Source organism: Novipirellula caenicola, assembly GCF_039545035.1.
Taxonomy (GTDB): domain Bacteria; phylum Planctomycetota; class Planctomycetia; order Pirellulales; family Pirellulaceae; genus Novipirellula; species Novipirellula caenicola.
The window spans coordinates 273018-289942 of sequence record NZ_BAABRO010000005.1; the positions used below are offsets into that span (position 1 = coordinate 273018).

General features: G+C 54.8%; 2 protein-coding genes. Both read left to right on the forward strand.

What is annotated here, in order from left to right; genetic code table 11:
* Positions 1-2: 2 nt before the first annotated feature.
* Positions 3-11657, forward strand: coding sequence for a putative Ig domain-containing protein (locus ABEA92_RS12855; protein ID WP_345684236.1), 11655 nt, complete (start codon positions 3-5; stop codon positions 11655-11657).
* 225 nt (positions 11658-11882) lie between these two features.
* Positions 11883-16892 (forward strand): putative Ig domain-containing protein, encoded by a 5010-nt coding sequence (locus tag ABEA92_RS12860; RefSeq protein ID WP_345684237.1) that lies wholly within the window; start codon positions 11883-11885, stop codon positions 16890-16892.
* Positions 16893-16925: the final 33 nt, after the last annotated feature.

Sequence of the window (16925 nt, forward strand, 5' to 3'; positions counted from 1 at the left end):
GCATGTTATTCAATCGAAGGGCAAGTCAGTCTGCGAGCGTCCGAGCGGGCAGCCGACTGAAACGGCAGAAGGTTCTCGAGCATCTTGAACCTCGACTGTTGCTTGCATCGGGAAATCGGCCTCCCATTCTCTCACGTCCCATCTCCGATCTCACGCTCGCATCGGAGGTTCCATTTGTCTTTGATCTTCAGCCCGTCGGCTCAGTCGTGTTTGGCTTTGATGTGGGCGGAAAGAACATCGCTGCCACCGATAACTATTTCAGCAGTGGGGTGCAGTTCTTCCAATCGTGGCAAGACGTCACATTCACTGGCAACACGGTCTTTAACGAGAGCCCGTACCGGGTCGCTCAGATCAGCGATTCTCCCAGCAACGGCGCGGTCCCCGGATACACGTGGGACTACAACGCTTACATCACGAATGCCGAGCGTCCCTTCATCATCACAGGCGGATCGGCAACGACGGATCAATGGCTTACCCGAACCGGATTCGACACCCACAGTACGTTCTCTGATGCGCCCCGCGGCACATTCGCATCGGTATTACCCAACGAATACGAACCCGGCCGTGGTCACGCAGTGGTCTACAATTGGGACCAACTCGAATTTGTCGATCTCGATCTCTCGTCGGTGGTTCCGCTTGGCGTCGCTTACGAAATCTATAACGTCCTTGATCTAAAAGGCGCCCCCGTGGCTACTGGCGTTTACACCGGTGGCACAATTTCACTTTCCATGACGGATGTGACCTCGCCAATCCCACTTGGACACACAGCGGTCGCTCCATTGGTCGTGCAAAAGGAATTCGGCAGTTTCGTAATCGTTGCGGATGTCCCCGCGATCCCCGCAACCGGGAACGAGTTTTTTGTTTCGACCGGCGGAACGCCGCAGGGTGACGGTAGCCTCAATGATCCATGGGACCTCAGCACCGCAATGAGTCATCCCGAGGCCGTGCAACCAGGAGATACGATTTGGATATTAGGTGGAACCTATGTGGGCGATTTCACCAGTATTTTGTCGGGTACACCGACGCATCCTATCCACGTTCGTGAGTGGCCCCGCGACGAGGTGATTATCGATTTGAATAATGGTTCACCCTCTCGAAGCGAAGTGATCACGATCGAAGGCCAACACACGATTTACCAAGGTTTTGAGGTTTTCTCGAGTGACTTGTCGTCACGTACCACCTCGATTCCAGGATCATGGCCGGAAGACATCAATCGTGGCAACATCAACGTGTTTGGTGACCACGTCAAATTGGTCAACTGGGAAATCCATGATCTCAATAAAGGAGTCGGTTTTTGGGGGCGGGCGGATGGCGGCGAAATCTATGGATCGCTGATTTACAATAACGGATGGTCGGGGCCCGATCGCGAACATGGCCATGGTATCTATTCACAGAATGAAGACTTCGACCGCCGTTTTGCTAACAACATTTTGTTTAATCAGTTTCGGCATGGCATTAAAATCTATGGTTCCAATGCTGCAAGTTTGAAAAACTATCAGTTGGAAGGAAACATCTCCTTCAATAACGGAGCAGCGGGAACCGAGGGATTCACTGGCGCTTGGCAGTATTTTGTCGGAGGTGGATCGCTCGCCGAAAACATTATTGTCGATAACAACTATGCATATGTCAGCCGCCGTCCGATTCAAGAGCTCGACGCCGGAGACGAGGTTGTCTATACGGCGCAGCAGTCCAATGGAGAACCTTTACCTAACTGGCTTAAGTTCTATGGTGATGAAGGTTTCTTCGAGGGGACGCCATCGGCCGCCGACATAGGCACGATCGAGATCGAATTGACAGCGACCGACCTACAAGGCGCGACGGTCACCGACCAATTCAAACTGACCGTCGCTCCGCCAAACCTCGTCCCCACCGTGGTCGCCCCGATCGAAGACTTGACGCTGCTTCGTAATGACCCGATTCACCTGGATACCTCTGCTGTTTTTGACGATCCCGATGGAGACACGCTCACGTACACGCTGTCCCCACAAGCGGGAGGTGTCATTCCGAACTGGATACAAATCGATCCCGCCACGGGTGTCATTACCGGCACGGCCGTCGACGTTGGAACGACGATATTGGAAGTCACGGCGTTTGACGATTCGGGTGATTTTGTTTCTGCATCCTTCGCGTTAAAAGTCAGCGATGAATTGCTGGTCAACCTGTTCCCGCTCAATCCGGTCGAAGCGAAACTCGATGGTAGTTGGTGGTCATCGATTCTCGCATCGGACGGGAATGTTTACTTCGGTTCTTCGACGCATGCTCACGACACCGCGGCTCGCATCTTTCAGTATGATCGGGTCACCGAAACCGTGACTCCCGTGGGACCTGACCTCAGCACGATTGTCGGTGAAGACCCCACCGTCGAAGTGCCACAAGGAAAGCTGCATGGACCCTTTGTCGAATCCGACGGATGGCTTTATTCATCGATGCATCTGGCAAACTATTGGCCCGAAGCGATCGATGCTTACACCGGCGCCCACGTGTTCGGATACCGGCTGGGAAGTCACGAGGAAGCCAGCGGTCCCGAGTTCGTTGATTTCGGTATCCCTCAATCACGATTCACCACCTACGCTTCGGTCGCGGTGGACCCGAGCGGTCAATACGTCTGGTCCTTCGGAACGCCTTGGGCGGCCGAGGACGTGTCAAACCAGACGGCTCATCTGTACCGTACCCAAATTGCGACGCGTAGCATCGACGATTTTGGCGAAGTCACAGCGGGGATACCCGGCACGCGAGCTAGCTTTGGAATTCACGTGGACAACCGAGGTGATGCTTGGTTAGCTCCTCAATTTGGCGGCGACAAACTCTATGTCGCGCGAGCGGCAACGCAGACAATTGAATCGTTCGATCACGCTTTACCCGCCATGAACGATTCCATGAACCCGGGACAGCGTTCCGCATACCAAGACGGCACTTGGATCCAGTGGGGCACATCGATCGATGGCGAGCGGTTCCTGTTTACGATGGCGGACGACCAAGCCCCGTTGGCGGATCGCTCGGGAGGTTCGCTTTGGGAGTTTGACTCAAGCAAAGCGATCGATGGCGATCTCAGCGACGCGTTTCGCGAAATCGCGTGGATCGGTGCCAGCAACCTTGCTGTCACTCACAGCGACGACACCGTTTACTTCGTACGCCGCAACGACGGGGGAAACAACTCCAAAATTGACGGATCCGATGACAACGGCGAGACCTGGAATCCTGCGCTCGATACCGGCGTCCGGCTGCATTTATACAGCGTCAATATCAACGATCCCGAGGGCGTGCTCACCGATTGGGGCATGATCACCGACGCCGAAGGACGGATTCCGTGGCGGATACACAGTCTGTCCGCTGATGCCGCCGCAGGCGAAGTCTACATTTCAGGCGATTGGATCATGAACGAGTCGGATCCTGTCAATTGGCGTACCTTGCGGCATGCCGGTGATACCTCGGCAAACTACACGCGGCTGATCCGTGGCCAAGCGTTTGCCGTTGCGAAGCTGCCCGCGATCGCTGATTTAAAGGTGACGGTCAGCGACCACACCACCACCGTGCTACCCGAGGAAACGCTGACTTACACGATCGAAGTCACGAACAAGGGTCCATCGGCTGCGAACGATGCCACGCTCAGCAACATTTTTCCTCCAGAATGGTTTGACGTCATGTGGACGGCGGTTGGCAGCGACGGTGCGACCGGATACAGCCCCGCCGGTACGGGTGCCATTCTTGACACCGGCCTCCAACTACCCGTCGGGGCAACCATCACTTACACGGTTCAAGCCACGGTCGCCGACGATACGCCTCATGCAAAACGATTCATCAACACGGCGAGCGTGTTTGACATCAACGCCACCGACATCGACACGAGCAACAATTTCGCGACCGACAACGACACAATTGTCGTCGACGCGGATAGTCGCTTGGTCGCTCCGGCCCATCGTCTAAACCCCTACCAAGCGACGCTCGATGGGCAGACGCAAGGCTCGGTTTTTGCCTCGGATGGAAAGGTTTATTTTGTCTCGTCGACCCACGCCCATGACGAAGCGGCGCGTTTGTTCCAATATGATCCCGCCACCGATGTATTGACCATTTTCCCGAAAAACCTGAGTGAAATTCTCGGCGAAGACGCCGTGACACAAGTCCCACAGGGAGCGATCCGTAGTATCGCCGAAAGCAACGGATGGCTTTATCTGAGCAGCCAACTCGCCAACGAATCTGACGAAGCCAAGCTCCTCTATACCGGTTCGCATCTGTTCGGCTATCAACTGGGGACACTTGAAACCGGTAGCCCCGTGTTTCGTGACTTTGGCATTCTTAAAAATCGCTACTCGAACAATTCGGCGGTGGACGTCAGCCCCGATGATCAATACGTGTGGACGGTCGCTACACCGGTGGCAGATGACGACATCGCAACGGGAGGCACGTACGCGTATCGTACATCGATCGCGTCAGGAGTGAGCGAGAAACTCGGGCCGCTGACGACTGCGGGCACGGCACCGCAGACCGCTTTGGGATTTCATGTCGACGCACGCGGCGACGCATGGATCACATCCACATTGGCTGACAACCAACTGCACGTCATCCGCCACGACACCGGGGCGATCGAATCATTTGCCGACGTCTTGCCGTTGATGACCGACGCTCACGATCCCGAACAAATTGCGACATACCAGGACGGTCGTTGGTGGCACTGGAATCATCAAATCGATAGCGAGCGATTCCTGTTTACGATGTACGCCGACCCTGTGGTCGCACCGCAGCTTCAAAGCGGCGGTTCGATCTGGGAATTTGACACCAGTAAGATTGTCGGCAACGACTTTAGCAATGCATTTCGCCAAGTCGCTTGGATCGGCCCCCACACGTTGGCAATGACCTACAGCGACGGAACCGTGTTCTTTGTGCGTCGTAACGATGGCGTCCCGGCACCACAAATTGATGCGGTAGCCGATGGCATTTTTTGGGACACGTACTCCGATGAAGGAGTACGACTGCACCTGTACAGCATCGACATTAATGATCCCAGCGGTACGATCGTTGACCAAGGCATGATCAGCGACAACGAAGGGCGGGTGCCATGGCGGATCGAGTCGATGTCAGCGAATCTCCGAGCCGGCCAGGTATATCTGACTGCGGACTTGGTGATGAACGAAAACGATCCTGACCAATGGAAGTCGCTGCGGCACCGTGGCACGGCTGAAAACCTGTATCAGCAACGCATCCATGGCCAAGTCTTTATGGTCGCGCCGATCATCGTGCCACACGGTGCGAATCTGGAAATCGAGGCGTCCGACTCGATCGATCCCGTAACCATCGGCGATCAAGTCACCTACCATTACACCATCACCAACCATGGTCTCGATCCTGCGATAAACGTCGTGGTCACCAATCCGTTACCCGAGTCGACAACATTCGTATCCGCATCAGCGTCCTATGAGGAAACGGACTCGACCCTCACGTTTAATCTCGGCGACCTTGGCATGGGCGAGTCGACCGAACTATCGATCACTCTGCTGACCTCCCAAATTGGCACGCTACACAATACGGTACAGGTCAGTTCGGATACCGAAGAATCCATCACCGCTAACAATACGATCACGGAGACCACCACGGTCAACCCGGTCCTCGCCGACCTCGAACTCATGATCACAGACGCATTGGATCCGATCGTGATCGGCGACGACATTGCCTATCAATGGACGCTCACCAATCATGGACCTCGTGCGGCATCCAATGTGGTGATCGCCGGTTCGTTTTCCCTCGCCGCCAATTTCGTTTCGTCATCCGTCGGGTTCGATATCGAGGATGGTAATTTTGTGACGCGACTCGATCAGATCGCCATCGGCCAGTCGGTGGTCATCGACCTTGTCGTCACCCCAACTCAGATTGGCGAGATGCTTCTCTCTGCGAGCGTCTCATCCGATACGCTCGACCCCGACCCAAGCAACAACGCGGCTTCGGAATCGACCATCGTCGAACCACTCAAAGCAGATTTGCAGCTGATGGTTACAGACGATCTTGATCCTGTGCTCGAAGGCGAGCAGGTTGTCTATTCGGTCATGCTAACCAATCAAGGCCCCCACGCTGCCGTTGACACCATCCTTACCTCAACCCTACCGTCCAACGCGACGTTTGTCTCCTCGACCGCGTCGTGTTCCCTCGAGAACAATGTAATCCGCTGCGATTTAGGCGATCTAGCCAGCGGCGAATCGGTACCATTTTCGATCGTCGTAGCCTCTACGTTGCCGGGTGAAATTAGCCACGTGTTCTCGGTGGCGTCGAGCACGCTCGATCCCGACCCAACCGATAATATGGCCACCGTGACGACGCAAGTCGATCCGATTTTGGCCGACCTGACCGTTGAACTTATCGAGGATAAAAACCGTGTCGCGTTAGGGCAGGAAATCACGTATCACGCCAAAGTCACCAACCACGGCCCTCATCTCGCACAGAACGTTTCTTATACTCAGATACTTCCTTCGGGAATCACGTTCGTTTCGGCGACGACGTTGATCTCCAATACGTCCGGCACGCTTACGGGCGACTTAGCAGATTTAGCGGCAGGCGAATTTGTCGAGTTTGACATCGTGGTCACTTCCACGGCATCGGGCCAAATGCCCAGCACCGCGACCGTTCATTCGGACACTCGTGATCCGGACCCGACAAACAACTCGGTATCGGAACTAACGCTTGTGGCGGGCCCACCTGGGTCAACGGATGTCGTCTTTGTTAGTTTTTCAAACAGCGGCCGAGTGGATGACATCCCCTATGACGACGAAGACATTCTCGCGTTTGACAGCACCACACAGCAATGGTCGCTGTACTTTGATGGATCCCAAGTCGGTTTATCCGGCGGCGATATCGATGCGTTTTATATCCAAGACGATGGCAGTCTGCTGCTTAGCTTTGATGCGAACATGAACGTCAGCGGTTTAGGACTAGTTCGCGATTCTGACATCGTCAAATTTCGTCCGACCTCGCATGGTGTTTTGACTGCAGGCAGTTTCGAGTGGTTCTTCGATGGATCCGATGTGGGATTGAGCCCCACCAGCGGCGATGTGGATTCCATCAGTTTCACCCCCGACGGACGCTTGCTGGTTAGCTTGCTGGGCAATTACCTTCTTCCTGAACTGCCACTCAGCGGCGACGACCTGTTGGTCCTTAACCAAGGCGTCTATGGCATCGACACGTCGGGGGAATGGGCAATGTACTTGGACGGATCCGAACTCGGGCTCGAGGGAAACAACGTGCAAGGCGTTTCGGTCGACCATGCCACTGGTGAAATTCACGTTACCACCGCAGACACCGTCTACAGCGGCGATATCCAAGGCGGAAGCAGTGACGTCCTGACGTTTCTCGAATCCATCAGCAGTGAGTCGTCCTACACGCTGAGCCAGTGGTTCGATGGATCTGCCCACCGTGTGACCGATGACCAATCATTCGATGGCCTGCAAATCGGGAAATTCACTGGCAACGAAGTCTTCGCTAGCGAAGTGATCTATATGAGCCCGGCAAGCAATTTGAATGCCGGTGGCTTTTACGTTGCTGACGAAGACATTGTCTACCACGACACTCGCACCGGTGCCTGGCAGCTACTGTTCGACGGCTCCGACGTCGGCATCAACACCGACGTCAATGCCTTTCACTTGCTCGATGACGGCAGCATGCTGATGAGTTTTAATACGACCACTGCGGTCGCGGGTGTCGGTTCGGTGCTGCCGCCGGACATTGTTCGTTTTATCCCAACGTCAACCGGCGAGCATACGGATGGTGATTTTGAATTCTATTTTGATGGATCCGACGTCGGACTGACCACCTATTACGAAGATGTTGATGCAATCAGCTTGGATCCCGATGGCAACTTGATCGTTAGTGTGAGTGGGCCCTACAGCGTCGAAGGCGTCAGCGGTACCGATGCTGATCTGCTGAAATTCCATGCCACTTCGCTGGGCTCTGACACCGTGGGAAGTTGGCAATTGCATTTCGATGGTTCGGATTTGGCGATGACATCGTCGACCGAGGACATCACGGGCGTTTCAACGCATCCGATCACAGGACAAATCTACTTCACCACGCTTGGGCGTGTCGCAACACCCACCTTCAGCGGTCTTGGCACCGATGTTCTCACTTGCAGCGACGGCACGGTGGGCGATGATACCACATGTGAGGTATCCGCCCTGTACTCGGCTGCTGCCAACGGATTTTCCCAATCGCCCGATGCGTTGCACGTCGTCATTCCATCGGACTTAAGCGGCGTCGATCTTGCGGTTGCAATCAGCGTCCCTTCCGAACCGGTTGTCGTTGGCGATCAAGTTCGTTTCGCTTTGACGCTCACCAATCACGGCCCCGCCACCGCGGAAAACGTCGTTCTCAGTAACGTGTTGCCACCGCAGGCGTCGTTCGTCAGTGCATCGCCATCGTATACGCTTGATTCGGGAGTACTGACCTTTGATCTGGGGGACATCGGCAGCGGCGATATCGTGCCATTGGAGATCATCGTTGCGACATCGCAGCCAGCCACCCTGGTCAACACCGCCAGCGTCAGCAGCGATAGCGAAGATCGCGTTTCGGCGAACGACACCCGCTCGGCCACCGTGGTGGTCCATCCGGTGCTTGCCGATTTGGTGGTCACCCAATCCGATGCTTCCGACCCTGTCACTGCCGGTGATACGGTGACGTACCAAATCACGGTCCGCAACGACGGGCCACAGCCAGCGGTCGATGTGGTCGTGACCGACACTTTGCCGGCGAACGTTGAACTGGTCTCGACGTCGCTGCCCTATTCCTTCTCCGGCGGAACGTTGACCTACACGCTTGGGGATCTGGACGTCGGCAGCAGTCGCACGATTGATGTCGAAGTTTTGACTGCCGACACCGGCACGTTGACCAACTCCGTCAATGTGACCTCCGGCACCGAGGATCCCGACGCTTCTAACAATCCCTCGGTGGAAATGACCGAGGTGAATCCACCTCAAGCGGATCTGCTGGTCACCCTTGACGACTCTGCAGATCCTGTCCTGGTCGGCGACAGCTTCCGCTACAACTTGACGGTAACCAATCTTGGTCCTGAGGCTGCAGTCGGCGTAACCTTAAGCAGCGTCTTGCCGACCGGAACCCAATTTGTCTCCGCCACATCGGACGGTCAACACGACAGCGGCATCGTCGAGTTCGAACTTGGTGATCTTGCTGTTGGCACGAGCATCGACGTCAGCATCGACGTCGTCGCAACACAAGCAGGGCAGCTGGAGAGTCATGCGAGCGTAGCGTCGGACACGCTTGATTTGACGCTTGCCAACAACGATGCCAGTGAGACGACGCACGTTGATCCTCCGCATGCAGACTTGAGTCTTGCGATTAGCGGGGCTGCTGAAACGATCACGGTCGGCGACGAGCTGACCTATCTGTTTTCGATCACCAACCATGGTCCCGAAGTCGCGACCGGGGTCCGGTTGATTAGTCCACTTGCATCGTCGGTTGACTTGGTTTCATCCTCGGACGTGTTTGCGATCACCGATGGTGCAGTGAACTGGGAACTGGGCGATATCGCCAGCGGTCAAACGCGACAAGTCACCCTGACGGTCGCCACGACCGAAACAGGATCGCTGAGCAACACGGCCACCGTCACATCGGAATTGACGGATTTGAACGAACAGGACAACGCGGCGACGGTCACTTCGCTGGTGCTTGGCGAAGCGTCGGAAAACAACGTGACCTTTGTCAGTTTCACGGGTAGCGGGGTGATCGCGGACATCCCGTTTGCCGACGAAGACATCCTGGCGTTCGATAACGTCACCGGTCAATGGTCGATGTACTTTGATGGTTCCCAGTTGGGACTCGGTTACTACGATGTCAATGCTTTCCACATCTTAGCCGATAGCAGCATCCTGCTTAGCTTTGATACCACGGCACGTGTCACTGAAATCGGATTGATCCGTGACAGTGATATTGTGAAATTCACTCCCACTCATCATGGCGTACTGACTGCGGGGACATTTGAGTGGTTTCTTGATGGATCCGACGTCGGACTTAGCCCTACCAGCGGTGACGTCGATGCGATCAGCATGACGCCCGATGGACGCTTGATTGTCAGCCCGCCTGGCGACCTGCAAATCGATGGAGTGACGGCATCCATGGAAGACCTGCTGGTGCTCAACAACAGCGTTTTCGGCTCCAACAGCTCAGGTCAATGGGAGATGTACTTTGATGGTTCTGACATTGGACTGGCCAACGATAATCTCTGGGGCGTTTCCGTCGACCCAACCACCAACGCCCTTCATTTAGCCTTTGAAAATGAGTTCTCGTTCGGAGGCATCAGCGGCGAAGCGATTGATATTGTCACCTGCGTCTCCGGCACAACCGGAGACGAAACGACGTGTACCGTGACAGAGCAATTTGACGGCAGCAATCATGGCATCGAAAGCCACCATGCCTTCGACGGAATTCAAGTGGGCAGTTTCACCGGTCGCGAGGTGTTTGGCCAGGATGTGATCTACATGAGCTCGATCAACGGATTATCGATCGAACATTTGAATGTCGCCGATGAAGACATCTTTTATCACGACACGCGCACCGGTGCATGGAAGCTATTTTTGGATGGATCGGATGTTGGCATCAATACCGATATCGATGCGTTCGACATCCAAAGTGACGGCAGCGTATTGATGAGTTTTAATGCGTCCACAACTCTCGACGGAATTGGAACCGTCGACCGTCCTGATATTGTGCGATTTATCCCGACGACCGTCGGAGCCGAGACGTCGGGCCATTTCGAAATGTTCTTCGATGGGTCCGACGTGGGGCTTACCACCTATTACGAAGACGTCGATGCAATCAGCACAACCTCCGCTGGCGATCTGCTACTTAGCACAAGCGGAGGATTCACAGTCGATGGCGTTAGCGGAACCAATGCCGACATCCTTCGCTTTACTCCGACGATGCTAGGCGAGCTGACCGCTGGCAGCTGGTCACTTTACTTCGATGGCTCGGATGTTGAATTGACCGCGACTAGCGAAAATGTGATTGGCGTTTCACAAAGCGAAAATCCACAAGCGATCTATGTGACCACACTGGGGACGAGCGTCACCGGCGACATCAGTGGTTCCGGCGCCGATATTTTGGCTTGCGTTGCAGACCATTTCTCAGAAGATACCGCTTGCACCGTCGAGATGTTTTACAACGGAGCGACGCAGGGGATTACGCAATCGCTGGATGCGATTCATGTCAATCCACCAACGATCGTCTCCAATGTTTCGCTGCAGTCCACCGTCCTATCGCCGGCGAACCATTTTGAAACCAGCGGGAATGAACTGGCTAGCGCATTGGAGGCCCCAGTTGCCATTAACGCAATTGCCACCAACTCGCTTGCCAATAAGTCACTGGTTGCTCACCCAGCTAGTGCAAACGCATCGCAACCGGTGTTAGACGTCCCCTGGCCCGCCATCCCTACTCGCCCCATTGCTTCCCGCCCCCCGGCACTCGTCGCTTTCCCACCACCGGTCACTAACGAAACAAGCCAAATGAGGTTTGCTCGTTTGGAAAAACCGGGTGCGAGTTTCACGCGGTTGGACGTGCTTGGGCTCTCTATGAATGCAAAAAAACTACCTGCTGAAAGTAACCGCTCCCCCACCGAAAGTGAGGTAGACGACTTTTTTTCCACCTCTAATTTTCTTGATTGCGTGTAACGCAAACTCGACGCAGGGTCCGCAGTAAACTCGGATATATACACGAAAAACCGAGTCTACCTCTTTAAGAACACAGCAAGAGGGGTGCAGCAACCGCCCCGCTCTACCTAGTCAAACTGGTCTGGTGCCATCCCTCACAATGCGTAGAATGCGACGCTCTTCGGCCACCGTTAGGCCACCTAAGCCCCTTTTCTTCGATAGGCTCCTATCACTAGGAGAGAGCGAATGCAGATCAGGTTATCCTCGGACAAACGATTGCGCCGGCGCGTTTCGCGGCACCAAAACAAGCGACGCCAACTACTTGAGCGGCTTGAACCTCGGTTACTTCTGGCTGGCGGCAACCAACCACCTCAGATCGCCGCCCCAATTGCGGATCTGACCTTGGGGGCCGAAATTCCATTCACCTTCAATCTGTTACCGACGACCGGAGTCGTCTTTGGTTACGGGTCCGGAGGGACCGATATTCAGGCGACGGATAACTATTTTGCCAGTGGAGTTCAGTTCCTCGGAGCATGGGAAGACATCACCTTTACCGGCAACACGGTGATGAACGATGATCCCTATCGTGTTCTCGAATTGACTGACATTCCCTCAGGCGTTTCTCCGCAAGATTATGTCTGGGATAACAACAGCTACGTCTCCGATACACGTCGAGCGTACAATTACAATGGCTCCGTCATCACATGGGACCAATGGAAAGATCGCACGGGTCTTGATGCCAATAGCACGCTAACCAACACCGTCCATGGAACGGTCGTCGACGTACGTCCTAACCAATACGAACCCGGACGTGGTAACGCAGTCGTTTACAACTGGGACCGACTTGATCATGTCGAGCTTGATTTGTCGGAAGTGGTTCAGGTCGGTGCAGCATTTGAAATCTACGACGTCCTCGACCTCAAAGGTACTCCGGTTGTTTCCGGCGTCTACGATGGCAACGCAGTCTCAGTTCCGATGGTCGACCGAGTCTCGCCGGTGCCCATCGGACACAACCCCGTCGCTCCATTGGTGGTCGACAAAGAATTCGGTAGTTTCCTGATTCTGTCCGAGGCCGATCCGGTTCCCGCTAGCGGAAATGAGTTCTATGTTTCGCCCGATGGGACGCCGCAGGGCAATGGTAGCCAGAGCAATCCTTGGGATATGCAAACCGCGATGAGTCATCCCTCGAGCGTATCGCCGGGGGACACGATTTGGATCATGGGCGGGACCTACCGCGGCAAATTCACCAGCACGCTTTCGGGTACTGCCGATAACCCTATCTACGTGCGAGAACGTCCAGGCGAAGAGGTGATCATTGACTTAAACAATGGAACGCCACTCAACGCGGAACTGATCACCGTCGGTGGACAATACACCTACTATCAAGGATTCGAGGTTTTCTCGAGCGATCTGTCGTCACGCACGACCAATATTCCCGGATCGTGGCCCGCGAACATCAATCGGGGAAACATCAACGTCAAAGGGGATCACGTCAAGATCATCAATTGGGAAATTCACGATCTAAACAAAGGTCTCGGGTATTGGGCAACCGCCGACGGGGGCGAGGTTTACGGATCGCTGATCTACAACAACGGATGGTCGGGGCCTGACCGAGAACACGGACAAGGAATCTATGCGCAGAACGAAGACTACACCCGTGTCTTCGCTGACAACATCCTTTTCAACCAATTCCGGCATGGCATCAAAGTCTATGGATCCAGTGCCGCAAGTTTGAAAAACTCCACACTAGAAGGAAACATTGCCTTTAACAATGGAGCTGCAGGCACCGAAGGTTTCACGGGCGCTTGGCAGTACTTGATCGGAGGTGGATCCGAAGCAGAAAATATCGTCGTCAACGAGAATTTTGCCTATGTCGGCAAACGTCACTTCGTGGACACCGATGCCAATGACACGCTAACCTTTACGGCGCGGCAAACCAACGGGCAAGCATTGCCATCGTGGCTCAAATTTTATGGCGGCGAAGGGTATTTCACAGGAACTCCATCGCATTCGGACGCCGGAACGATCTCGATTCAGCTCACCGCGAGAGACCGTTATGGGGCAACCGCCACCGATTATTTTGACATTACCGTCAATCCGGTGAACCAGACGCCCAGCCTGGTTTCCGCTATCCCAAACACCACGGTCCATCGCAACGCCTCGTTCGACTTCGATATCTCGAGTTACTTCCAAGATGCCGAGGATGGCAGCGATCTATCCTATTCGATCGCACCTCGCAATGGCGGCGTCTTGCCTAACTGGATCGACATCGATGTTGAGACCGGCGTGATCACGGGAACCCCGATCGCCGCCGGCACCACCGCGATCCAGGTCACCGCGTTTGATAGCCGCGGAAGTTTCACTTCGGATATTTTCAATCTCACCGTCGACAATCAAGCACCGCAAATGGCAGACGTGCTAGTCGCGTTGACGGACCAAGATGGGTCCGTGACGCTTGGTGATGACACGGTTTACACCGTCACGGTTAGCAACCAAGGCGCGGTGACTGCGCAAAACGTGGTCGTCACCACCACAGCCAGCTCTGGATGGGTCAGTGAAGCGTCTAATAATGGCTCCAGTGGAAACGGAGTCATTACCACCGAGGTTGGCAACTTGGCTAGCGGCGCGTCCAAGCAGATTGAGATTCGAGTCACCACGACGCAGCCGGGTACGCTGTCGCTTGAGTCACAGGTAACGACTAGCACGACCGAGTCCAACTCGCGAAACAATGCCGATTCGACAAGCGTCTTTGTCAATGCATTGCCCGTGGCATCGGACGACCATGCCCAACTGAGCGAAGATCGGCTTAACGCAATCAGTGGCAATCTGCTCGGCAATGATCAAGATGCCAATGGCAACCAAACCCTCAGCGTGGTCCAAGTCGAAGGAGTCACAAACCCGTTTGGTACTCCGGTGGCTGGCAATTTTGGATCGCTGCAGTGGGATCGCGACGGCTCCTATTCGTATTCGCTCGATCTGTTTTCACGCGAAGTGCAGAGGCTGACGGAAAATGATTTTCTGACCGAGAGTTTTCAGTACACGGTCAGCGACGGCTACGAAACCGATTCGGCCGTCATTTCATTCCAAATCAACGGTAGCAACGACGCGCCGACTGCGGACGACCTCGCGTTTTCAATCGATGGCAATGCATCGGCGGTGGTCCATGCCGTGATCGCTGACGATATTGATAGTGACGACGACGCAAACTCACTGAGCTACGAATGGTTGACCTCACCGTCGCGTGGTCAGTTCGTGGATCTCGGTCACGGCCAGTTCCGCTTTGATCCGGCTGACCAATTTGACGATTTGTTAGTGGGACAACAGGAGGTGCAAACCCTTGCCTATCAAGTCACCGATCGGCACGGCGCCAGCACTCAGGCGAGTGTCGCGATCACGATCAACGGCAAAGGGGTCAAGCAGCCCGACGACGGAGACAACCCTACGCCTCCGTCAGAAACCAGCGAAATTACTTACGTCAGCTTTTCGACCAACGGGGTCGTTGGTGATATTCCCTACGCGGACGAAGACATTCTGGCGCTGAATACTAGCACCGGCGAATGGTCGCTCTACTTCGATGGCTCTCAGGTGGGACTGTCCCGCTGGGATGTCAACGCATTCTATGTGCAAGAGGATGGCAATATTCTGCTGAGCCTGGATACCAACAGCTATTCAAGAGAGCTTGGGCTGGTCCGTGATTCGGACATCTTGAAATTCACACCGACCGGTCTCGGGACGAAAACAGCTGGAACGCTCGAGTGGTTTCTTGACGGATCCGACGTTGGTCTGAATCCCACCAGCGGCGACATTGATGAAATTGACTTCACACCCGATGGCCGCTTGGTCATCAGCACGGTCGGCAACCTGCATCTGGCCGGTGAAACGATCGACAACGAACAGAGGATTGTGCTGAACAATGGCGTGTTCGGCGCCGATTCGTCCGGTGACTGGTCGCTCTACACAGAGCCATCCAACGGCATCCAAGCCGCCATCTCCGTTTCGGACAATACGCTTTCGTTGGCTGCTGGAAACCCATCGGTTGCCACCAGTGTTTTCGTCGCCACCGCGATCCGCAATGACGCGAACCCGTTGACCGAAATCGAACAATCCGCACTCGATGGCATTCAACATGGCAAATTTACTGGCACCGAAGTGTTCGGTGACAAAGTAATCTACATGAGTTCGCAGAGCCGTGTATCCGTAGGCGATTTGAACTTCGCGGACGAAGATATTTTCGTTCATGACACGCGAACCGGAGCTTGGCGAATGTTCTTTGACGGCTCGGACATGGGCATTCGTAGCGACGTGGACGCATTTCACCTGCTGGCCGACGGCAGCGTCTTGATGAGTTTCAATGCCAACACCAAGCTTGCAGGACTCGGGACGGTCGCTCCTGCGGATATTGTTCGCTTCGTTCCAACCGAAACCGGCGATACCACTGCCGGAACCTTCGAAATGTACTTTGACGGTTCGGACGTAGGACTGACGACCTACTACGAAAACGTGGATGGAATCAGCATGAACGCCGAGGGAAGCCTAATCCTCAGCACCACAGGAAGATTCAAGGTTCCCGGATTCAGCGGAACCCAATCGGACCTCGTGGTGTTTAACCCGGATGCATTAGGGGACAACACGGCTGGAAGCTGGCAATTGCTGCAGAACGGCGAAGACCTTGGATTGAAAACGTCACGGGAAAACATCACCGGCGTATCCGTCGACCCAGAGTCGAACCAAGTGTTTGTCACGACGTTGGGGAATGTAACTGCCTCGGGTACCACTGCGACTGGCAACGATGTCATTGCTTACTCGGCGAGCGATCCCGCTAACACAATGACCCTGCTGTATGCAGGCGCTACTCACGGGATCACACGTTCGTTGGACGCGATCTATGTCGTCGATTCGGTGCAAACGAACGCGGATGCAGGCTTACGAACGAAAGACGAGCCGAGCAATTTCGTGGCGGCACTTGCATCCAGTAGTGAAGTCGCTGTTGCTGCTAGAACCGCTGGAATTGAGATGCAATCCGCATTGCGATCGTTCGTCAACGAAGCGGCGGAAACGAGCAAACCGGTTGCTCCAATCGATGAAACAGGTTCCTCTGCGATAGGGTCGTCTTCCAGTGCAGAGCAGAGACAACAAGCCAGTTTCTCTGACACTACGGCTCTGGATCCAGAATCAGTGGATGTGCTGCTGGCAACGTTATCATCGGTGCAGGACGATTCGTCTGCGATCGAAGCGTTCCCAAATCTGATGCAATAACTTGACGTATTGCTTGTCGTCGCACGGGTGATT

What these genes read in the sequence shown, in the direction of transcription:
- ABEA92_RS12860 (WP_345684237.1), top strand. Translation starts at nt 11,883, where the DNA reads ATGCAGATCAGGTTATCCTCGGACAAACGATTGCGCCGGCGCGTTTCG.
- ABEA92_RS12855 (WP_345684236.1), top strand. Translation starts at nt 3, where the DNA reads ATGTTATTCAATCGAAGGGCAAGTCAGTCTGCGAGCGTCCGAGCGGGC.